The 21,620-nt window shown below is 59.8% G+C and carries 15 protein-coding genes, 4 pseudogenes and 1 riboswitch; of the genes and pseudogenes, 15 read left to right on the forward strand and 4 right to left on the reverse strand.

Annotation, left to right across the window (positions count from 1 at the left end; translation table 11 throughout):
- Positions 1 to 435: 435 nt before the first annotated feature.
- Positions 436 to 759: a hypothetical protein gene (locus AB8B31_RS07100; protein ID WP_024321130.1), complete on the reverse strand. Its 324-nt coding sequence runs from the start codon at positions 757 to 759 to the stop codon at positions 436 to 438.
- A gap of 119 nt (positions 760 to 878) precedes the next feature.
- Between AB8B31_RS07100 and AB8B31_RS07105 the strand changes: the two genes are divergently transcribed.
- Entirely contained in the window at positions 879 to 1,307 is a 429-nt protein-coding gene (locus AB8B31_RS07105) for a CoA-binding protein (protein ID WP_018447514.1), read from the forward strand.
- A gap of 117 nt (positions 1,308 to 1,424) precedes the next feature.
- Entirely contained in the window at positions 1,425 to 2,708 is a 1,284-nt protein-coding gene (locus AB8B31_RS07110) for an O-acetylhomoserine aminocarboxypropyltransferase (RefSeq protein ID WP_131703096.1), read from the forward strand.
- Positions 2,709 to 3,320: 612 nt separating this feature from the next.
- Here the strand turns inward: AB8B31_RS07110 and AB8B31_RS07115 are convergent.
- Positions 3,321 to 3,592 (reverse strand): annotated as a pseudogene (locus tag AB8B31_RS07115) (hypothetical protein).
- A 216-nt stretch (positions 3,593 to 3,808) separates the two neighbouring features.
- Between AB8B31_RS07115 and AB8B31_RS07120 the strand changes: the two are divergent.
- The 7 genes and pseudogenes from AB8B31_RS07120 to AB8B31_RS07150 form a co-directional block, all read left to right on the forward strand.
- Positions 3,809 to 3,943 (forward strand): annotated as a pseudogene (locus tag AB8B31_RS07120) (DUF1214 domain-containing protein); the annotation flags it as partial.
- A 2-nt stretch (positions 3,944 to 3,945) separates the two neighbouring features.
- A pseudogene (locus tag AB8B31_RS07125) lies at positions 3,946 to 4,113 on the forward strand (HupE/UreJ family protein); the annotation flags it as partial.
- Between the two features lie 77 nt (positions 4,114 to 4,190).
- Positions 4,191 to 4,880, forward strand: coding sequence for a hypothetical protein (locus AB8B31_RS07130; RefSeq protein WP_131703095.1), 690 nt, complete (start codon positions 4,191 to 4,193; stop codon positions 4,878 to 4,880).
- A gap of 93 nt (positions 4,881 to 4,973) precedes the next feature.
- A complete protein-coding gene (locus tag AB8B31_RS07135; RefSeq protein WP_130728978.1) occupies positions 4,974 to 5,465 on the forward strand; it encodes an ion channel in 492 nt (163 codons plus the stop codon).
- A gap of 893 nt (positions 5,466 to 6,358) precedes the next feature.
- Positions 6,359 to 6,712, forward strand: coding sequence for a cupin domain-containing protein (locus AB8B31_RS07140; RefSeq protein ID WP_018447526.1), 354 nt, complete (start codon positions 6,359 to 6,361; stop codon positions 6,710 to 6,712).
- A 231-nt stretch (positions 6,713 to 6,943) separates the two neighbouring features.
- Positions 6,944 to 9,073 (forward strand): bifunctional diguanylate cyclase/phosphodiesterase, encoded by a 2,130-nt coding sequence (locus tag AB8B31_RS07145; protein ID WP_018447527.1) that lies wholly within the window; start codon positions 6,944 to 6,946, stop codon positions 9,071 to 9,073.
- Positions 9,074 to 9,227: 154 nt separating this feature from the next.
- A pseudogene (locus AB8B31_RS07150) lies at positions 9,228 to 9,509 on the forward strand (phosphate ABC transporter ATP-binding protein); the annotation flags it as partial.
- Positions 9,510 to 9,544: 35 nt separating this feature from the next.
- Here AB8B31_RS07150 and AB8B31_RS07155 read toward each other — a convergent pair.
- Both AB8B31_RS07155 and AB8B31_RS07160 read right to left on the reverse strand, forming a co-directional pair.
- Positions 9,545 to 10,789 carry a cytochrome P450 gene (locus tag AB8B31_RS07155; protein WP_130728980.1) on the reverse strand — a complete coding sequence of 415 codons (1,245 nt, stop codon included), beginning with the start codon at positions 10,787 to 10,789 and terminating at the stop codon, positions 9,545 to 9,547.
- 59 nt (positions 10,790 to 10,848) lie between these two features.
- On the reverse strand, positions 10,849 to 12,264 hold the full coding sequence (locus tag AB8B31_RS07160) for a GGDEF domain-containing protein (RefSeq protein WP_193444401.1): 1,416 nt from the start codon (positions 12,262 to 12,264) through the stop codon (positions 10,849 to 10,851).
- A 214-nt stretch (positions 12,265 to 12,478) separates the two neighbouring features.
- Between AB8B31_RS07160 and clpP the strand changes: the two genes are divergently transcribed.
- The 6 genes from clpP (at position 12,479) to AB8B31_RS07190 (ending at position 21,557) form a co-directional block, all read left to right on the forward strand.
- Entirely contained in the window at positions 12,479 to 13,108 is a 630-nt protein-coding gene (clpP, locus tag AB8B31_RS07165; protein ID WP_003547334.1) for an ATP-dependent Clp endopeptidase proteolytic subunit ClpP, read from the forward strand.
- Positions 13,109 to 13,411: 303 nt separating this feature from the next.
- Positions 13,412 to 14,689, forward strand: a complete 1,278-nt coding sequence (gene clpX / locus AB8B31_RS07170; RefSeq protein WP_017963839.1) for an ATP-dependent Clp protease ATP-binding subunit ClpX — start codon at positions 13,412 to 13,414, stop codon at positions 14,687 to 14,689.
- Positions 14,690 to 15,091: 402 nt separating this feature from the next.
- On the forward strand, positions 15,092 to 17,509 hold the full coding sequence (gene lon, locus AB8B31_RS07175) for an endopeptidase La (RefSeq protein WP_017959927.1): 2,418 nt from the start codon (positions 15,092 to 15,094) through the stop codon (positions 17,507 to 17,509).
- A gap of 206 nt (positions 17,510 to 17,715) precedes the next feature.
- The gene (hupB, locus tag AB8B31_RS07180) at positions 17,716 to 17,991 is read left to right on the forward strand and encodes a DNA-binding protein HupB (protein ID WP_003558438.1); all 276 of its coding nucleotides are present in this window, start codon (positions 17,716 to 17,718) and stop codon (positions 17,989 to 17,991) included.
- A gap of 124 nt (positions 17,992 to 18,115) precedes the next feature.
- Positions 18,116 to 18,270: riboswitch (FMN riboswitch) on the forward strand.
- Between the two features lie 84 nt (positions 18,271 to 18,354).
- Positions 18,355 to 19,263, forward strand: coding sequence for a riboflavin transporter RibN (gene ribN / locus AB8B31_RS07185; RefSeq protein ID WP_425526326.1), 909 nt, complete (start codon positions 18,355 to 18,357; stop codon positions 19,261 to 19,263).
- Between the two features lie 83 nt (positions 19,264 to 19,346).
- The gene (locus AB8B31_RS07190; RefSeq protein WP_205928189.1) at positions 19,347 to 21,557 is read left to right on the forward strand and encodes an esterase-like activity of phytase family protein; all 2,211 of its coding nucleotides are present in this window, start codon (positions 19,347 to 19,349) and stop codon (positions 21,555 to 21,557) included.
- Positions 21,558 to 21,620 lie beyond the last annotated feature (63 nt).

Here is a 21,620-nt window from a genome sequence, read left to right on the forward strand (position 1 = left end):
CTCGCCTTCGGCGTTTCAAATTCCTGAAAAGACAACTGGGATTTGCACGAAAATGTACGGCTGCGGTCGCTTATGCGTTCATATGTCGAATAGCATCCTTCCACTATGTGAACAATGGCGGCGCATTGGAGCAATTTTTACGTGCGCGCGACATGCGTTCAATCCGCACGATCCTTTCAACTATGAGATGTTTCTAATGGATAGAAGAACAAAGAGCGGAATTACCACGAACAAAAAGAGAAAATATCTACAGGAGCGAGGGAGCCGATTATTCTATGCTGCTGAAATATAGATATTATTCTATAGCTTTGACATAGGGGGAAATTGAAGCTTCCGATTGTGAATCTTCAAGAAATCGCAGCGCACAATTGAGCCAAAACCTTTCGCAAACGCGAAAGACGTACAGTTTCGGCGGCTGTCACGACGTTGAAAACATCAAAGCTGATGATGCGGAACGAAGAGCATCCCGTCAAGGTTGTCGATGCTCTGGCAGTTCAGGACCTGGCAGCGCGGATTGTCCTTTGAGGGGATATGCGTCCATTCCGCATAGTCGGTCGCGTCGCAATAATTGCTGTTGCGGACATAGCGATCGTAGAGCGGCAAGCCACGGGGAGATTGGTAGCGGAAGATGACGGCGCCCTGATTGTGGATGGCGGCGCGCACGCTGGCACAGCTCATGGTGAGCGGATTGTAGCGCGAGATCGCCAGCGCCGGCGATGCGGCGAGCACGAGCATGAGGGCAAGAGCGATTTTTTTCATCGAATCATCCTCAGGGAGTATCCAATTCATATATACGGAAAAGATGCCCAGCCGGTTTCACGGAAACGCAATAAAACTGCGCGCCGTGGCGAAGGGCTTTCGGGAGTGGAGAAACGGATATGAATCACGACGTCTACACGGATGATTACCTCGCCGGAATTCTGCATTCGGTAAAGACCATCGCGCTGACCGGCGCCTCACCCAATCCGGCCAGGCCGAGCAACGGCGTCATGGGCTATCTGTTGTCGCGCGGCTACGAGGTCATTCCTGTCAATCCGGGGCAGGCGGGCAAACAGATCCAGGGCCGCAACGTGTATGCCCGGCTCGCCGACATTCCCATGCCGGTCGACATGGTCGACGTATTTCGCGCTTCCGAATATCTGGACGGGGTCGTCGAGGAGGCGCTGGCGCTGAGGCCGCTGCCGAAGATCATCTGGTCTCAACTTGGTGTCCGCGACAATGCGGCTGCGGCAAAGGCGGAGGCCGCCGGCATCAAGGTGGTGATGAACCGCTGCCCGGCGATCGAATATCCTCGTCTCATTGCCTGAGTTGCGGTTCGCGGAGACGGATTTTCCACGGAACGCCCATGGGTTGAAACGGATCGCGATTAACTTTCGTTCGCGAGAGGCTATGATCCCTCCCGTCAGCAATATCGGGAGGACGACATGGCCAAGAATGATCCGGGATTCAACACGTTGGCGATCCACGCCGGCGCGCAGCCCGACCCGGCGACCGGCGCGCGGGCAACGCCGATCTACCAGACGACCGCTTTCGTCTTCAATGATTCCGATCATGCCGCCGCCCTCTTCGGTCTGCAGGCTTTCGGCAACATCTACACCCGCATCATGAACCCGACACAGGCCGTGCTCGAGGAGCGCGTCGCAGCGCTCGAGGGCGGCACGGCCGCCCTTGCCGTCGCCTCCGGCCATGCGGCGCAGGTGATCGTCTTCCACAATATCATGCGTCCTGGCGAGAATTTCATCGCTGCCCGCCAACTCTACGGCGGCTCGATCAACCAGTTCGGCCACGCCTTCGAGAATTTCGGCTGGCAGGTGCGCTGGGCCGATGCCGCCGATCCGGCAAGCTTCGAAAGCCAGATCGACGACAAGACGCGCGGCATCTTCATCGAGAGCCTGGCCAATCCCGGCGGCACCTTCGTCGATATCACTGCCATCGCCGACGTCGCGCATCGCCACGGCCTGCCGCTGATCGTCGACAATACGATGGCGACACCCTATTTCATCCGTCCGATCGAGCATGGTGCCGACATCGTCGTGCATTCACTGACGAAGTTCCTCGGCGGCCACGGCAATTCGATGGGTGGCCTCATCGTCGACGGCGGCACCTTCGACTGGTCGAAATCCGGCAATTACCCGATGCTGTCGAGCCCGCGGCCGGAATATAACGGCATGGTCCTGCACGCGACCTTCGGCAATTTCGCCTTTGCGATCGCTGCCCGCGTGCTCGGCCTGCGCGATCTCGGGCCGGCGATCTCGCCCTTCAACGCCTTCCTGATCCTGACCGGCATCGAGACGCTGCCGCTCAGGATGCAGCGCCACAGCGACAATGCGATCGCCGTCGCGAAGTGGCTGAAGGCGCACAGCAAGATCGCCTGGGTGAATTATGCCGGTCTCGACGACGATCCGAACCACGCCCTGCAGCAGCGTTACTCGCCGAAGGGCGCAGGCTCCGTCTTCACCTTTGGCGTCAGGGGCGGCTATGAGGCGGGCAAGACGCTGGTCGAGGGGCTGGAGCTCTTCTCTCATCTTGCCAATATCGGCGACACCCGTTCGCTCGTCATCCATCCGGCCTCGACAACGCACCGGCAGTTGACCGACGAGCAGCGGATCGCCGCCGGTGCGGGGCCTGACGTGGTGCGCCTTTCCGTCGGCATCGAGGACGTCAAAGACATCATCGCCGATCTTGAGCAGGCGCTCTCAAAGATCTGATGTAGTTCGTCACATACCTCTGACACCTACGTCAGTTCCTTTGACAACTTTTTTGAGCAGGTTGTATTGAGTCGACCGCCGAGAACCCCTAAAAACAGGGCGTTTTCGGCGGTCAAACTTTGAAGAAAGAAGATTTTTGAATTTTTTTTTGGTTGTGTTCGAAGGTCGTTTTGTTAACCCCTTGGCCGCACGACAGCCATCTCGGGGAGGCGGCCCAGCGCCCAATTCAGTGCGATGGCACTCCCGGCCTCCGACGGGTTCACCTCAAAACGCCGCGTCAGAAAATCATAGAGTTACAGACCCCGGATCGGCGTCTGTAATTCCATGCGCTCAATCTTCCCCGGCGCGGCGGGCTTACCTGACTGGAAACGTGTCGTCAGAGAATGACTGGAAGCTCGTCAAGGATTCGCGTTCATCAGCCGCCCGACCATGTCGATACTGGCGCAGTTAAAGGAAGACGCCGATGTAAATCAGCCGAGGCGGGTTCAATGCCCCACGTCTCAACCATGAAACTCCCGAACACCATCATCGAACTGAATTCTCTCGTGGCTCCGAGGTCGGATGTCGTGTTGATGTCCAAGCTGATCGGCCAGTGCTCAGGGCTCTTGCTTCCTACTCACGAACTTCAAGCTTGTCGCCATATTTCAAGGGAGCCGACGGCAGTCCTCGCAATTCAACATAATGCCCTCCGCAAAGACACTCGCGGCGGCGGTCGTGCAAACCGAAACGTCCAGTCTCGCGACATGCAGAATTGCATTACCCAGTAGCATATCGCAGGGCGTAGTCTCCACTTCGGCCCCGCCCACGCTATGCGCAGGGACGCCGCGCACGGTCGCCAGCATTCCGCGCTTTCTTAATATGGTTATGTCGGCATCCCTTGTCATGACGATCTCTTCTGCCGCCCGGCCGCCGCTGGCTTCGAACATAGCGTCCCGTACCACCAACTACCCCGTATGTTACCGTTACATACTTGCGCATTCGCGATGCACGGTCACGATGAGTAGCTCCGTGTCCTGAGTCTGCATGACAGAGCCGCTGGATGATAGGTCTGCAACCGAGGGAACATCATGACGGCGCTTAAAAGAACGGTCTCGTTACTCGCAGCCGCGGATGGCTCTACCACGATCTATTTCGGCCCCGATCAGCCGAAATACGTCAAGCGAGGCAACTGGGTGCAGACGGTTCCCGGCAAGGGCTGGTTCACGATCCTGCGGCTCTACAGCCCGCTCGCACCCTTGCGAAACGCCCTTGGCTGGTCGCCTTTGCGTTCGGGCTGCTGCACGGGCTGGGGTTCGCGGGGGCACTGTCTGAACTGGCCCTTCCTTCAGGGGACATTCCGCTTGCCTTGCTGTTCTTCAATGTAGGCGTCGAGATCGGGCAGTTGATGTTCATCGCCACCGTGATCGACAACAGGCGCGTTCAACTGATCAATCTAGGGCTCCTGAAATAGGGAGTGGTCATAATCAAACTGGAGGATGTATGATGCTAAGACTCTCAGCAATAAGCATGATCGCCGTCGCGGCGAGCCTTCTAGCGGCATCGCCTGTCTTCGCGGAGGACGCCATTTCGGCTCCAGCGGAAAAGACGATAGGAGCGACCAAGTCAAAAATGGTGCCGTCGCTTGCCGTGCTGAATTCCGGTGGGGCGAAGCTCGAGGGTGGCAAGCTAACGATGAGTGGCATCTCGGCGGTGTCGATCGTGTTTGCCGACCGCCCGGTCCGATCGGCGGGCCACGTGCTGACCTCCGAGTTCATCAAGCAATGGGGTGAGGGGCCCGACAGCTTCGCGAAGGACCCACCCAACGCGACGATATCGGTACTCAGCGCCAAGGGTGATTCTGTTGCCGACGTGGTGGTCGTCCTGAAAATGCCGAAGCTTGAGGGCGGAGACCTGACGTTCGACGTAGCAGTGCTCGAAGGGGACCTCGCCGGAGCCGATGGGCCCGCATCGCTGTTTATCGACTGGTTCGCGGCACGTGGTCCCTATGGGGGCGTCGCCGTGGGAGGCGCTGGGTTCCGCGCGCCGGTTTGGCGTGGCGGATGGTACGCCCATCCAGGCGCGTACTATGGGGCGGGCGTCGTGGCGGGGGCGGCGATTGGTGCGGCCGCTGCGGAGCGACGTTATTACCCGCCTCCGGCATGTGGCTATTATCCGTATCCGCCCTGCTACTAGCACTCAGGGCAAAGTCCATGCTCGCGCTGGGTTCGGTCGTGGGACGCTGCACGACGCGTCCCACCGCAGGCTGAACACTGAGGACGCAAACGATTGGACCATCTCACCCACCCGAATCCAGTTCTGGAGATTCTTGTCGGCACCGTGTTTTTGATCGTTGTGATCTTTGTGCATGGCGTCGGAATCCGAAGCATCGGGCTTCAGTTCAGCAAGTCATGGGCACACGTCACCCCAGCCACGCCGCATTGGCGGCTGAATTTGAGGCTCGCCGTAACAATCGCCGCGCTAGCGGTTCTGCACTTCGCGGAGACTCTTATTTGGGCAGTTCCTCTGTATGTCAGGGACATTATCCCTTCGCTGCGCGATAGCTACTACTACGTCCTCGAAAGCTATACCACTCTCGGCGAGGGCAACGTCACTCTTCCAGACCGATGGCGTCTGCTCGGTCCTATCATCGGTATGTCGGGCCTGTTCACCTTCGGTTGGACTGCAAGCGTTCTCGTTAGCATCATGACCGATTTTGGCAAGTTCGACCGACTGCAGGCGAGGCGGGAGCGAGTGGAGGAGGGCAAGACGGAGTTGTGAGCAGGCTCGGTCTTCGCGATACGCCTGCACGTTCTCGCCGTCGGCAACGCTACCCGCCCACTGTCCGCCGCCATGCTTTCTGACCAGTGATGCGAAGCGCTTCATGCAGTATGTGTGAAGTCGATCAAGCGCGGCGTGCGGCTTCTTGGCGTCGAGGTCGCGGCGGATTGATGCCACGAGTTCGTCGAGTGTTTCACTGGGTTCGAAAGACTCGATCACCGAGCTGTCGATGTCCTGGCTTACCCCTTCGAACCTGCCAACGGTGATGAAATAGCTGGCCTCGAGCACCTGATCAGCGGGCGTCGTCGCACGGGTGGCGATGGAGCCGCGATAGTTCCAGAGTTCGCGGAGCAGCTTCGCAATCAAGGACGCCGGGGCGCGCTCAATGAAGGACCTCAGGCGCTTCGCTTTCGACGTGCCGCGCCCGTTGAAGAGGCGGCCTTCAGTCTCTGGGTCGATGCCCAGTCTCTCATAGAAGAAATCGTTGAAGGTCCGGTCCGAAAGATCGAGGACGTAACCTTGGCCCATTTCAAGGGCTAGCTCGAGCTTCTCCCTTTCGGCGCGCGGGATAAGCTGTTCGTAGGTGCGGGTCATGAGCTCTGGAACTCAACGACTACGGTTTCGGAAACAACAACTCTCATCGTCCTCCCCTCGCGGCTGTACGACAGCCAGTTCGGCGCAAGGCAAGGCTGCGATAAATCGTCAAGAAAACAATGGTTTAACTTGCGGTTGCAGAGTTGCTCAAGGGTATTTGACGAAAGGCACATACTTGAGCAAAGGTATGTGAGGAAACAACCAGACGTACATGACGCCTCCACTGAAAAAACTCTACGATTTCAAAGGGGTGCGTGTCAAAGGTATGTGACGAACCACATCTGAGATCAGAAGGATCCATGGTGACCACGGCAAATTACATCACCCTCAGCATCGACGGCGTCGAACCCGAGTTCGGCGCCCCGGAGCCCGGCCGGATCATCTCCGGCGATCCGCATTTCCGTACCTGGAATCTGGAGGAGGCCGAAGGCGGCCTCTATTCCGGTATCTGGGAGGCGACACCGGGCAAGTGGCGGATCGTCTACGAGGAGTGGGAATATTTCAGCCTGCTGTCCGGCCATTCCATCGTGACGGAGGAGGACGGTGAGCCGGTTCATCTGAAGGCGGGCGACCGGATGATCCTCAGACCCGGCTTCAAGGGAACGTGGGAAGTCGTTGAAACGACTCGCAAGGATTATGTGATCAAGGTTTGAGCGGGCCAGAAAATCGACGTTGACGATTCCGCGCTTGTCCCGATTTGCGGCGATGATGGCCCGTCTTTCAGCGAATGGCTGCACCTGTTTCCGGGATAGAACGCTTTTAACCATTCCCATTAATCGTGCCTACATCGTCAAATGCTAAACCTTATCTGCAGCGCATTGCGGACATGATGTCTCCTGCCGTCCCACAGACATGGCCTTGCAATTAATCTTTTCGGAATTTGCATGTCGTCGAATCTTGCAGGTCGGCACGTTCGGACCCAGACGTCTTCCATCATCGCGACAACGGTCTGCTTCCTTGTCGTCGCCCTCGTCCTGACTGGCCTTGTGGCACACGTCGTCGTCACGATGACCCGGTCGGCCAACGAGATCGATGATGCCAGGGCCAGTCGCGCCGCCCGCGCGGCAATCGGTGCGTTTGTGGCTCGCCTCGGCGCGACAACGACGGATAACGCCGTATGGGACGATGCCTATAGCGCGATCTCGTCTCCCACTGCCGCGGATTGGGCCTATGAGAATTGGGGAAAGACCAGCGAGGATTACGCGCTTTATGACGGCGCGATCGTGACCGGCCCTGAGCGGTCTTTGGTCGTCTCGGCCTATGCCAAGGGCAAGCCCTTCCAGCCGGGCACGTTTTTCGGGGCAGCCTTTTATCAGCAGATCAATGCGGCTGCAGATCCGGCGAAGGTGCCGGTGGTCAATTTCATCAAGACCGAAAGCGGTATAGCGCTGATCGCCTCGCAGGCGATCCAGCCGTTCGACGCCGCCGTCGAGGTTCCGAAGTTCAGCGTGCTGACTTTCTACAAGGAGTTTACGTCGGAGGTTCTCGACACTCTCTCCAACGAACATGAACTCGAGGGGCTGAGCCTCGAGACGACGCCCAAGCCGGGATCCCTGAATACGCCGATCACCGACATGAAGGGAGCCGTCATCGGCTATCTCGTTTGGCCCAGCAAAGCGCCCGGAAGCGCCGTGTTTCATCAGGTCTATCCTTATCTTGCAGCTTCTACCGTCATCCTTTCGCTATTCTTGATCGGCGTTCTGTTGGTTGGGGCCTCCGAGGCGCGGCGCCTGCGCCAACTGGCGCAAACAGCGCTTTTCGAAGCGGGCCACGACAGCTTGAGTGGCCTGTTGAACAGACATGGGCTTCTCAACCTGCTGGCAGAGCTGGATAATTCTGGCTCTCCGCCACCCCGGCTCTATTTAGTCGACCTTGATGGCTTCAAGGCCGTCAACGATGCCTGGGGGCATGCGGTGGGGGACGATTTGATCCGGTTGGTTTCGAAGGCGCTGACAGGCTGCCACCCCGAAATCATTGCCGTGGCGCGGCTCGGGGGCGACGAATTTGCGCTGGTACACATCGGTTCTGCCACGTGCGGAGAGATCGAAAAGACGATTTTGGCACTGTTTGCCGAGCCCTTCAAAATCGACGGGCGAACGATCGAAATTGGCGCAAGCATCGGAGCCGCTGCTCGCAACGGCGACGTCCCGCCCCTGGAGCTTCTCCGCAGAGCAGACATGGCCCTCTATCGGGCCAAGGCAAATGGCAGAGGCCAGGCAATCGAATACGATCCCGAGCTGGACCGGGAACGCCAACAGGTCGCCGAACTGGAGGGCCTGTTGAAGAGCGCCATCAACAGCGGCGCAATCGAAGCCGTTTTCCAACCTCTCGTCTCGGCTTCGACCGGCGCTGTGACTGGTCTTGAAGCACTGGCGCGCTGGCGAACTGCAACCGGAAACATCAGCCCGGAGATTTTCATTCCTCTTGCCGAGAGGTGCGGCCTCATCGATGCCCTCGGCGTTCACATGCTGAGAACATCGATCGAGCATGCCAAGAGCTGGCCCGATCTGGCATTGTCGGTGAACGTTTCGCCAATCCAGCTCTGCAATCCGGAATTTGCCGCAGAAGTGATCTCGGTCCTGCAGGAGCTTGATTTCAATCCAAACCGCCTGACATTGGAAATCACCGAAGGTGTTCTGATGACCAATCCGGATCAGGCCCGGCGGTCGATAGACCAGCTCAAACGCGTCGGCATTAAGTTCGCGCTCGACGACTTTGGCTGCGGCTACGCAAGCATTGGCGCCTTGCGGCAGTTCGGGTTTGATCGCATGAAGATCGACCGCTCGCTCGTGTGGGCTCTCGACGAAGGTGCAAATGGCGCCGATGTTCTTCGGGCAACCATCTCGCTCGCGACCGCGCTGCGGATTCCGGTTACCGCGGAAGGTATCGAGACTACCCGCCAGGCGGCGATCTTGCGCGATGCCGGCTGCGACCAGCTTCAAGGATATCTGATTGGAAAACCTATGTCGGCATATGACATATCCAGCAAACTGGAAGAAGAGTCAGCTGCATGATGCCGCCAAGATCGTGGCAATATGCTCGGTATTGATGGCCTGTCGCCGGCGTTCCAGCAGAGCGGTGACCGCTGAACACGGCTCCCTTTCATTCGCTGCCCGATGTCCTGACCGTTAACCTGGACCGGTTGCCCTCTGCAGCATTTCAAAAGCCGCGCGTGCCGTGGCGCTTCGCCCCGAGGTGCTTCTCCTCGACGAGCCGACCTCCGCCCTCGACCCGATCTCGACCGCCAAGGTGGAAGAGCTGGTCGCCCAGCTGAAGACGGAGTTCACCATCGTCATCGTCACCCACAACATGCAGCAGGCAAGCCGCATCTCCGATAACACCGCCTTCATGTATCTGGGCGAGCTGGTCGAATACGGCCCGACCGCTGAGATTTTCCAGTCGCCGAAGGTCAAGCGTACGGAAGACTACATTACCGGACGTTACGGTTGATCCTCGCGCGGTGGATCACCTCTGCGAGGGATGGATCACCACTGCAAATCCAGCCGGTCCAGCCCGTGGAAATGGTAGACATCCTTGACCACCGGCGTCTTCGCTAGCCTCAGGCCGGCAAGCCGCTCGAACAGGATCGGCAGCACGACGTTGAGCTCCAGCCGCGCCAGCGGCGCGCCGATGCAGAAATGGATGCCGGCGCCGAAGGAGAGGTTCGCCGCCTCGTTACGATCGGGCCGGAAGGTCAGCGGATCGGTGAATTTTGTCGGGTCGAGATTGGCGGCGGCGAGGATGAGGCTCACCTTGTCGCCGCGCTTGAAGGAGACCCCATCGATTTCCGCAGGCTCCAGCGCCCAGCGCTGGAAGATGTGGACCGGCGCGCAGATGCGCAAGGTTTCCTCGACGGTGCGCTCTGTCGTCGCTTCGTCCCGGAAGAGTTCTGCCGGATCGCAGCCGCTGTCGAGGATGGTACGCACGGAATTGCCGATCTGGTGCACGGTCGCCTCGTGCCCGGCATTGAGCAGCACGATCGTCGTCGACACGAGCTCCTCATCGGTCAGATACTGGCCCTTGTGCTCGGTATGGATCATGTGGGTCAGCAGGTCGTCACGCGGTTCGGCGCGGCGTTCTGTGATGACCGTTTTGACGTAGTCGGAAAATTCCTTCGCCGCCTGTTCGGCCTCCTCCTCCTGCTCGCGCGTGCGGCCGAACATGTACATGCGAACATAGGCGTGCGACCAGGTAAGCAGTTGCGGTCCCATCTCTTCGGGAATGCCGATCATGCGGGCGATCATGGTCACCGGGATGATGTCGGCAAAGGCCGAGAGTAGCTCGACCTCACGCTTCTCCGCGAAACCGTCGATCAGCCGGTTGGCGAGTTCGGCAAGCTCCGGTTTCATCTTCTCGACATGGCGGGAGACGAAGGCGCGGTTGACGAGCGTGCGCAGCCGCGTGTGCTCCGGCGGTTCGAGTTCGAGCAGGGAATAACGTTCCGAGAGATCGAAACTGGCAAGATGCGGCATCGGCTCGGCAAGGCCGAGCTCCTCGCGGCTGGCGATATGCAGGATCTGCCGGCCAAAGCGGCGGTCGCGCAGCAGGCCGTTCACATGGTCGTAACCCGTGAAGAACCACTGCTTCTGCTCACTCCAGTAGAAGGTCGGGCAATGGGCGTGAAGTGCGGCATAGACGGCATTCGGGTTGCCGTAGAAGGCCGGATTGCGGCCGTCCAGCGAGACATGGCGGTTGGCGCGGTCGATCGAGAGAAAGGATGGGATCATCATGCCACGAGGCTTATCGGATTTGCCGAGCCTCGGAAAGATGCGGGGTGAGGGATCCCGGACTACCCGGCCCGTGACAGCGTACCCATGCGTCGCAGCGCCTCGACCTGGTCGTCGACCGTCGGCACGAGTTCGCCGGCGGTGCCGCTCGGCGTGGCCGGTGCCGGGGCAGCGGCCTCCGCTTCGCCGAAGGTGACCGTGCAGTTGCGGCCGGCCGCCTTCGCCGCATAGAGCGCCCGGTCGGCGGCCGAGATCAGTTTGTCGATATTGGCTTCGATCGAGGAGGCAAGCGCGATGCCGATGCTGACCGTGACCGGGACGATCGCTTCGCCGGTGCTGACGGGAAGGCGGCAGAATTCGGTGCGGATCGCTTCGGCGATCGCCTCGGCTTCCGTCTGGTCCGTGACTGCGGCGAAGGCGGCGAATTCCTCGCCGCCCATGCGGCCGAAGATGTTGTTTGGAATATACTGGCGGGCCATCCGCGCGAATGCGGTCAGCACGGCATCGCCGGATTGGTGGCCGAAACGGTCGTTGACACGCTTGAAATGGTCGAGATCGAAGAGCATCACCGCGACCTGGCGCTGGTCGTCATGGGCCTTTTCCTGGATGCCGTCGAAATAGCCAAGCAGGCCGCGGCGGTTGAGCACGCCGGTCAGCGAATCGGTCAGGGTGAGCGCACGCAGGTGCCGTTCGGAGCGCTCCATGATCAGCCGGCAGGTGAACGCGAAGGCGATGGTCAGCAGGAAGGCGCTGGCCATGGCGGAGGCGCCGCCGAGATTGGTCGCTTCGATATCGCTCGGCAGCGTCAGCGCCATCATCAGCGCTGAGCCGAAGCACAGGCAGCCCTGGATGACGAACACGCCCATCAGCTTGACGCGGGTACGCTCGCGGCGCATGTCGCCGGCGGCGACCGCCATAGCAAGTGCCGTCGCACCTGTCGCTGAAGCAAGGTTATAGAGCACCACCCGGTTTGAATAATCGCTGTTGACCCAGGGCAGGAAGACCCCGGCGAGCCAGATGACCGGCGGCAGCAGCGCCCACCATTCGATCCGCTTGCGGTCGAGCGCCAGAAAACCCGCCACCCAGGCGCTCTGGCCGAGCAGCGCGATGGCATTGCCTGCCTCTATGGAAAGCACGCTGGGGATTTCGCCGCGCAGCGCGACCATCGCAAAGCCAATGCCGGTCAGGAGGAAGCCCAAGCCCCAATAGAGATAGGCCTCGTTCCTGACGTTGTGGCGCCAGGCGACGAACAGCACCAAAGCGAGCGTCATGGCCTCGGAACACCAGATAGCGAGACCTGTAGCAATATTGAACACGGCAGCAACCCCTTGTCTGTCGGTTCTCATCCTTGCCGAGGAAGCTCGCCAGTTCCTTAATGTCGCTGCGCTGCGGCATTGTTTCAGGCCGATATCTGCCGGTAGGCTTTCCGTTGGGTAAACGTGCATGAGCACAGTCGAATAGAGTAAGCCTTCCTTCACACTGTCATGGAGAAAAGCCGGGGGAGATCGTAGCAAGGGCTCGCCGTTAACAGGCGTTTGGGGGAAAGAGGCTACCTGGAGCCGCCTTGCCCCGCCTTCTTAACGTTATCCTCATGCGTGTCTTGAAGAGGAGGGCCGGGACACTCTATGTAGGGGTAAGACATTTTTCTTTGATTCCCGGCGCCGGCCGGCGAGACGTTGACAAAGGACGCACATGAGAAACCCAGTCGATACCGCAATGGCCCTCGTGCCGATGGTCGTGGAACAGACCAACCGCGGTGAACGCTCCTACGACATCTATTCCCGCCTGTTGAAGGAACGCATCATCTTCCTGACGGGTGCCGTCGAAGACCATATGGCGACGCTCGTCTGCGCCCAGCTGCTCTTCCTCGAGGCCGAAAACCCGAAGAAGGAAATCGCCCTCTACATCAATTCGCCCGGTGGCGTCGTCACGGCCGGCATGGCGATCTACGATACGATGCAGTTCATCAAGCCCGCGGTTTCGACGCTCTGCATCGGCCAGGCCGCATCCATGGGCTCACTGCTGCTGGCGGCCGGCCACAAGGACATGCGTTTTGCCACGCCGAATTCCCGCATCATGGTGCACCAGCCCTCGGGCGGCTTCCAGGGGCAGGCCTCGGACATCGAGCGGCACGCCCGCGACATCCTCAAAATGAAGCGCCGCCTGAACGAGGTCTACGTCAAGCACACCGGCCGCACCTACGAAGAAGTTGAAAAGACGCTCGATCGTGACCATTTCATGGATGCGGACGAAGCCCAGAGCTGGGGCGTGATCGACAAGGTTCTGACGTCGCGCCTCGAAATGGAAGGCGAACAGGCCTAGTAATTAATAGGGATGGTGTTTTTGTCGCCACAGTTCTATCCCATTTGTGATTGAACAGGGGCTTTCATACGGCGACGAAGACGCTAATAGTAACTATTAATGCTATGTTGAATTTTTATGACATAGCATTCGGCATTCGAAGGGGAATTCGTTGCCGCCGGAACCCGGACATGATTGATTGGGCCCGGTTCGTACCCCCTGAAGCCCTTCTCGGCAAAGGCTCCGGAAACGGAGTGCCGCCAGGAGCTGATAGAGTGGACCGCGATTTCGCCTTGAAATGCGGCGTGCTGGAAGGAAAGTGATATGAGCAAGGTCAGCGGCAGCAACGGCGGCGACTCCAAGAACACGCTTTATTGTTCGTTCTGCGGAAAGAGCCAGCACGAAGTCCGGAAACTGATTGCCGGACCGACCGTCTTCATCTGCGATGAATGCGTCGAATTGTGCATGGACATCATCCGCGAGGAGAACAAGTCCTCGATGGTCAAGTCCCGTGACGGCGTTCCGACGCCCCAGGACATCATCAAGGTCCTCGACGAATACGTCATCGGCCAGCGGCAGGCCAAGAAGATCCTGTCGGTCGCCGTTCACAACCATTACAAGCGCCTGGCGCACGCCTCCAAGAACGGCGAAGTCGAACTGGCGAAGTCGAACATCATGCTCGTCGGCCCGACCGGCTGCGGCAAGACCTATCTTGCCCAGACGCTCGCCCGCATCATCGACGTTCCCTTCACCATGGCCGATGCGACGACGCTGACAGAGGCCGGTTATGTTGGCGAGGATGTCGAAAACATCATCCTGAAGCTCCTGCAGTCGGCCGACTACAACGTCGAGCGCGCGCAGCGCGGCATCGTCTACATCGACGAAGTCGACAAGATTTCGCGCAAGTCCGACAACCCGTCGATCACCCGCGACGTCTCGGGCGAGGGCGTGCAGCAGGCACTGCTGAAGATCATGGAAGGCACGGTCGCTTCCGTTCCGCCGCAGGGCGGCCGCAAGCATCCTCAGCAGGAATTCCTGCAGGTTGACACGACGAACATCCTGTTCATCTGCGGCGGCGCCTTTGCCGGCCTCGACAAGATCATCTCTGCCCGCGGCGAGAAGACCTCGATCGGCTTCGGTGCGACCGTCAAGTCGCAGGATGACCGCCGCGTCGGTGAGGTCCTGCGCGAACTGGAGCCTGAAGATCTGGTCAAGTTCGGCCTCATCCCTGAGTTCATCGGCCGTCTGCCGGTTCTGGCGACGCTTGAAGACCTCGATGAGGACGCGCTGATCCAGATCCTCTCCGAGCCGAAGAACGCGCTGATCAAGCAGTATCAGCGCCTGTTCGAGATGGAAGACGTGGAACTGAACTTCCACGAGGACGCTCTGCGCGAAATCGCCCGCAAGGCGATCGTGCGCAAGACCGGCGCCCGCGGCCTTCGCTCGATCATGGAGAAGATCCTGCTCGACACGATGTTCGAATTGCCGACGCTGGAAGGCGTGCGCGAGGTCGTCATCTCCGAGGAAGTGGTGCGCGGTTCGGCCCGTCCGCTCTACATCTATGCCGATCGCCAGGAAGAAAAAGCCAACGCTTCGGCTTGAGCTTGGGCTTTCGTGTGATTATTTTGGGGGCTTGCCATAGGCAGGCCCCTTTCTATTTGAAAAACCATGCGAAGCGCTGCTAGTATTTGCCGGTGGGAACCGACATTGCCTTTGCCGATGTTGCGCAAGGGGTAGTGCTTGGCAATCATGCAATGATTCCGTAAGTCTCTTGCTGGCGTTTGTATTTTAGCCGGGTCGGAAGTGGTAAGCGCCGGTCCAGCCACGCGCTTCATAGTGTTGGCGTTCCGTTGTAATAAAGCTGTCACATCCGAGGGACGCGGGCGTTTGCGTGGCTTGAAAAGCGTAGTCAGAACCTCCACTTGTAGCAACAAGTGAGAGTGCCGGCCGGTCCCAAGCGGCCGTGCAAAGAGCCCGGCAACGGGACGATGGAAAGGACATAAAATGACGAAGAAAACGTCTGTAGCGAGCAGCACTGCCTACCCTGTTCTGCCCCTGCGCGACATCGTGGTTTTCCCGCATATGATCGTGCCGCTGTTCGTAGGACGGGAAAAGTCGATCCGTGCGCTCGAAGAGGTCATGGGTTCCGACAAGCAGATCATGCTGGTGACGCAGATCAACGCCAGCGACGACGATCCGGATCCTTCCGCGATCCACAATGTCGGCACCGTGGCGAACGTGTTGCAGCTCTTGAAGCTGCCCGACGGCACCGTGAAGGTTCTGGTCGAAGGCCGCGCCCGCGCCGAGATCGACACCTACACCAGCCGCGAGGATTTCTATGAGGCGCTCGGCCATGTGCTCGAGGAGCCGCATGACGATCCGGTCGAACTGGAAGCCCTGTCGCGTTCGGTCGTCTCCGAATTCGAGAGCTACGTGAAGCTCAACAAGAAGATTTCGCCCGAAGTGGTCGGCGCCGCCAGCCAGATCGACGACTATTCCAAGCTCGCCGATACGGTCGCTTCGCATCTGTCGATCAAGATCACCGAGAAGCAGGAGATGCTGGAGACCACCAGCGTCAAGCAGCGCCTCGAAAAGGCCCTCGGCTTCATGGAAGGCGAGATCTCGGTCCTGCAGGTCGAAAAGCGCATCCGCTCGCGCGTCAAGCGCCAGATGGAGAAGACCCAGCGCGAGTACTACCTGAATGAACAGATGAAGGCGATCCAGAAGGAACTCGGCGACGGCGAGGAAGGCCGCGACGAGATGAGCGAACTGGAAGAGCGCATCTCCAAGACCAAGCTGTCCAAGGAAGCCCGTGAAAAGGCCGATGCGGAACTGAAGAAGCTGCGCCAGATGAGCCCGATGTCGGCGGAAGCCACCGTCGTGCGCAACTATCTGGACTGGCTGCTCGGCATCCCCTGGGGCAAGAAGTCGAAGATCAAGGCCGATCTCAACAATGCCGAGAAGATCCTCGAAGCCGATCACTTCGGTCTCGACAAGGTCAAGGAGCGCATCGTCGAATATCTGGCCGTGCAGGCTCGCGCCACCAAGATCAAGGGCCCGATCCTCTGCCTCGTCGGCCCTCCGGGTGTCGGCAAGACTTCGCTCGCCCAGTCGATCGCCAAGGCGACCGGCCGTGAGTATGTCCGCATGGCGCTTGGCGGCGTTCGTGACGAAGCCGAAATCCGCGGTCACCGCCGCACCTATATCGGCTCGATGCCCGGCAAGGTCATCCAGTCGATGAAGAAGGCGAAGAAGTCCAACCCGCTCTTCCTGCTCGACGAGATCGACAAGCTCGGCCAGGATTATCGCGGCGATCCGTCCTCGGCCCTGCTGGAAGTGCTCGATCCGGCGCAGAACATGACCTTCATGGACCACTATCTGGAAGTCGAATACGACCTGTCGGATGTGATGTTCATCACGACGGCAAATACGCTGAATATTCCAGCGCCCCTGATGGACCGCATGGAGATCATCCGTATCGCCGGCTACACCGAGGATGAAAAGCGCGAAATCGCCAAGCGGCACCTGCTGCCGAAGGCCATCAAGGAACATGCGTTGCAGCCGGAAGAATTCTCGGTCAGCGACGACGCCCTGATGGCGATCAGCCAGCAGTACACCCGCGAAGCCGGCGTCCGCAACTTCGAACGCGAACTGATGAAACTCGCCCGCAAGGCGGTCACCGAGATCATCAAGGGCAAGACGAAGGCCGTTCATGTGACGGCTGCCAACATCTCCGACTACCTGGGCGTCCCGCGCTTCCGCCATGGCGAAGCCGAGGGCGAGGATCAGGTCGGCGTCGTGACCGGTCTTGCCTGGACGGAAGTCGGTGGTGAGCTGCTGACCATCGAAGGCGTGATGATGCCGGGCAAGGGCCGCATGACGGTCACCGGCAATCTGAAGGAAGTCATGAAGGAATCGATCTCGGCAGCGGCCTCCTATGTTCGCTCGCGCGCTGTCGATTTCGGCATCGAGCCGCCGCGCTTCGACAAGAGCGACATCCACGTGCACGTGCCGGAAGGCGCGACGCCGAAGGATGGCCCCTCGGCCGGCGTCGCCATGGCAACCGCGATCGTCTCGATCATGACCGGCATCCCAGTGGACAGGCATGTGGCCATGACCGGTGAAATCACCCTTCGCGGTCGTGTGCTGCCGATCGGTGGTCTCAAGGAAAAGCTGCTCGCAGCGCTTCGCGGCGGCATCAAGAAGGTGCTGATTCCGGAGGAAAACGCCAAGGACCTGGCGGAGATTCCTGACAACGTGAAGAACAACATGGAGATCATCCCGGTATCCCGCATGGGCGAGGTGATCAAGCATGCGCTGATCCGGCGACCGGAGCCGATCGAATGGGACGGCACGGTAGAAACGCCCGTCATCGCAACGGTCGAAGGCCTCGATGAGACGGGCGCAACCATAGCGCATTGAGTGGCCTTTGCCACATTTACGCCCAATTGGGGCAAAACACGCAAAAAGGCTGGCGGAAACGCCAGCCTTTTTTGTGAAAACGTCATGTAGACGCTTGCTTTTCCTTGATTTGCAGGGCTTTTGGGTTTTCGGCGGGCCTGATGAAACCTATTCTGCGCCTAGCTTACTTTTGAGTCGTTTCATACCATTTAGAAAGGGGTGGAAACATGAACAAGAATGAACTCGTGTCCGCAGTAGCCGAAAAGGCAGGACTGACGAAGTCTGACGCGGCTTCCGCTGTTGACGCGGTTTTCGACGTTGTCCAGGCTGAACTCAAGAACAAGGGCGACATCCGCCTCGCGGGTTTCGGCAGCTTCACCGTTTCTCATCGTGCCGCAACGAAGGGCCGTAATCCGTCGACGGGCGCTGAAGTCGACATTCCGGCTCGCAACGTGCCCAAATTCACGCCCGGCAAGGGCCTGAAGGACGCCGTCAACGGCTGATCTGATATTATCCGTCAGCCGGAAACGAGACCGGTTGTCCAGGATTTGAGAGGGGTTCGGCTTTGCCGGACCCCTTTTGCTTTAGGAGCACTCTTGCCGCCGCGCGGGCTTTGATCTACGACATTTCTGTTCTCAGGGCGGGGTGAAACTCCCCACCGGCGGTAAGAGTTTCGGCTCGAGCCCGCGAGCGCCTTCCCTCGTGTCCAAGCGGGGGAAGGGTCAGCAGATCCGGTGCGATTCCGGAGCCGACGGTTAAAGTCCGGATGGAAGAGAATGAGTGTCGGTCGTGCGAAGGGCAGGGGTCTGTCCTGTGTCGCTTGGTCGTGGCTCATGCGTCCTGATTTATGTTGGTCCCTGTTTTGGATGAAAGACATGAATCAGACTTCCCTTGCAGTCTCGCCGTCCCGCGCCGTTGTCGGTGCACTCTGGATGGTGCTTGCCGGCATTGCTTTTTCGCTTCTCAACGTCGTCACCCAATGGCTGACGATGAAGCTTGCCTTTCCCTCGGCGTCGGCAGCCTTCTGGCAATATGGCTTCGCCTTCCTGTTTTCGTTGCCGTTCCTTAAGAGGCTCGGCCTCGCGGCGATGCGCACGCACTATCCCTGGCGTCACCTCGCGCGCGTCGCGCTTGCCGCGCTCGGCGTCGAGGCCTGGGTCGCCGGCCTTGCCGCCGTGCCGATCTGGCAGGCGATCGCACTGGTGATGACCTCGCCCTTCTTCATCATTCTGGGTGCCCGGCTTTTCCTCGGTGAGCGCGTCGGCCCGGCCCGCTGGGCCGCGACGGCGGCGGGTTTCACCGGAGCGATGATCATCCTGCAGCCATGGTCGGACGGCTTTGGCTGGGCAGCACTCCTGCCTGTGCTCTCGGCGCTGCTGTGGGGCGCCTCGTCGTTGATCACCAAAAGCCTAACGGGCATTGAACGACCGGAGACGATCACCGTCTGGCTGCTCGTTCTGCTGACCCCGATAAACGGCGGGCTGGCGCTTGCGGCAGGTTTTGCAGTGCCGACGGGTGCAACACTTGCCCTGTTCCTGCTGGCGGGGCTGCTGACCGCCGCAGCGCAGTATTTCCTGACGCTTGCCTATGCCGCAGCCGATGCCGCCTACGTCCAGCCGTTCGACGATCTGAAGCTGCCGTTGAACGTGCTGGCCGGTTGGCTGTTCTTTGGCTATGCGCCGGCGGGTTACCTTTGGCTGGGAGCGGCTCTCATCCTGTCTGCCTCGCTCTTCATCATGCGAAACGAGATGCGCCAGGAGCGCAAACCAGCCTGACGTGGTCTGGCGCAAAATGTCGCCGCTGTCATGCCTCTGTCATGCCGCTCGCGCAGAAAACTCCTGTTTCGAATGTTCGACACATGGGGGATTTCATGACAATTTCATCGCGCAAGGCAGCGCTCGCTGCCGTGCTTCTCGCATCCGTTGCCTTTCCGGCCGCGGCCGAACCGGTTTTCAATCGCATCGCTTCCTTCCCGGTTGCGCAGAACCTGCCGGCTGACAAGGACAAGCTTTCGGTGAGCTCCGCCGAAATCATCACCGCGACCGACGACGACAACACGCTGATCTATAGCGACAGCCCGCTCGGCGCGATCGGCTTCATCGACATTACCGATGCCAAGGCTCCGAAGGCCGGCGGCGCGGTGATGATGGACGGCGAGCCGACATCGGTCACCTCGAGCGCCGGCAAGGCGCTCGTTGCCGTCAACACTTCCGAAAACAAGGCGAAGCCCTCGGGTCGTCTCGCCATCGTCGACGTGGCGACCAAGAAGATCGAAAACAGCTGCGATCTCGGCGGCCAGCCGGATTCGATCGCCCTCAACAAGGATAAGACACTCGGCACCATCGCGATCGAAAACGAGCGCGACGAAGACGTCAATGACGGCAAGATTCCGCAGATGCCGGCTGGCGACCTCGTCGTCTTCCAGGTCAGGAACGGCACCGTCGATTGCGGCACGATCAAGCACGTGGCGCTGACCGGGCTTGCCGGCGTCGCCCCGGAGGATCCGGAGCCGGAATTCGTCGCCTTCAACAGCCTGAACGAGATTGCTCTGACGCTGCAGGAAAACAATGAGATCGTCATCATCGACGCCAACACGGCTGAAGTGAAGACGCATTTCTCCGCCGGCAGCGTCGATCTCACCGGTATCGACACCAAGCGTGACGGCGCCCTGAAATTCTCGGGCGAAGCCAAAGGCGTGCTGCGCGAACCCGACGCCGTGAAGTGGCTGGACGACAACCGCCTCGTCGTCGCCAATGAAGGCGACTACCAGGGCGGCTCGCGCGGCTTCACCATCTTCGACAAGACGGGTAAGCTTCTCTACGAATCGGGCGCATCCTTCGAACGCGCCGTCGCCCATATCGGCCACTATCCGGAAAGCCGGTCAGGATCGAAGGGCGTCGAGCCGGAAGGCCTCGAAGCCGCCAAGTTCGGGGACGATCAGTATTTCTTCCTGCTCGCCGAGCGTGCTTCGGTCGTCGGCGTCTATAAGGATACCGGTGCCGATCCCGAACTCGTCCAGCTGCTGCCGTCCGGCATTTCGCCGGAAGGCGCGATCGCCATCCCTAAGCGCAATCTCCTCGTGACTGCCAACGAACTCGACCTCGGAAAGGATGGCGGCGCGCGCTCGCATGTGATGATCTACGAGCGCTCGGAAGGCGAAAAGGCCTATCCGCAGATCGTCTCCGCCGAGAAGGACGGCAATCCGATCGGCTTTGCAGCCCTTTCGGGTCTCGCCGCCGTTCCGGGCAAGCCGGGCATGCTCTACGCCGTCAGCGACAGCGTTCTGGGCTCGCAGCCGACGATCTACACGATCGATGCCAGCAAGAAGCCGGCCGTCATCACCGACGCCCTCGTCGTCAAGCGTGACGGCGCCCCGGCCCAGAAGCTCGACATCGAAGGCATCGCGGCTGCTGCCGACGGCTCCTTCTGGCTCGCCTCGGAAGGTTACAGCGAGCGTCTCGTTCCGCATGCCCTCTACAACGTCAATGCCAAGGGCGACATCAAGGCCGAGATTGCCCTGCCGAAGGAGCTCGTCGCCAACGAAATCCGCTACGGCTTTGAAGGCGTGACCATTGTCGGCACCGGCGACGATGCGACGCTCTGGATGGCGGTCCAGCGTGAGTGGAGCGATGACGAGAAGGGCTTCGTCAAGCTCGTCTCCTACAATCCGAAGAAGAAGGAATGGGGTGCTGTGCGCTATCCGCTCGACAAGACGGAAAGCGGCTGGGTCGGTCTGTCGGAAATCTCCGCCCAGGGCAACAGCGTCTACATCATCGAGCGTGACAACCTCGTCGGTGATGCCGCCAGGCTGAAGAAGCTCTACAAGGTCGCGATTTCAGACCTGAAGCCCGCCAAGCTCGGCGGCGAGCTGCCGGCCGTCAAGAAGACCGAGGCCCACGACTTCCTCGGTGAGCTGAAGACCGCGACCAACGGTTATGTGCTGGACAAGCTTGAAGGCTTCACCTTCGACGCATCGGGCAAGCCCTATGCGGTCACCGACAATGACGGCGTCAGCGACTCCTCCGGCGAGACCCTGTTCTTTCCGGTTGACCTGGTCGGCACCAACTGAGCTTCTGAAAGTTCCACGACATAAAAATGGCCGGGCGAAAACCCGGCCATTTTCGTCTCGGAG

This window comes from Rhizobium sp. 62_C5_N11_2, assembly GCF_051811185.1.
Taxonomy (GTDB): Bacteria; Pseudomonadota; Alphaproteobacteria; order Rhizobiales; family Rhizobiaceae; genus Rhizobium; species Rhizobium leguminosarum.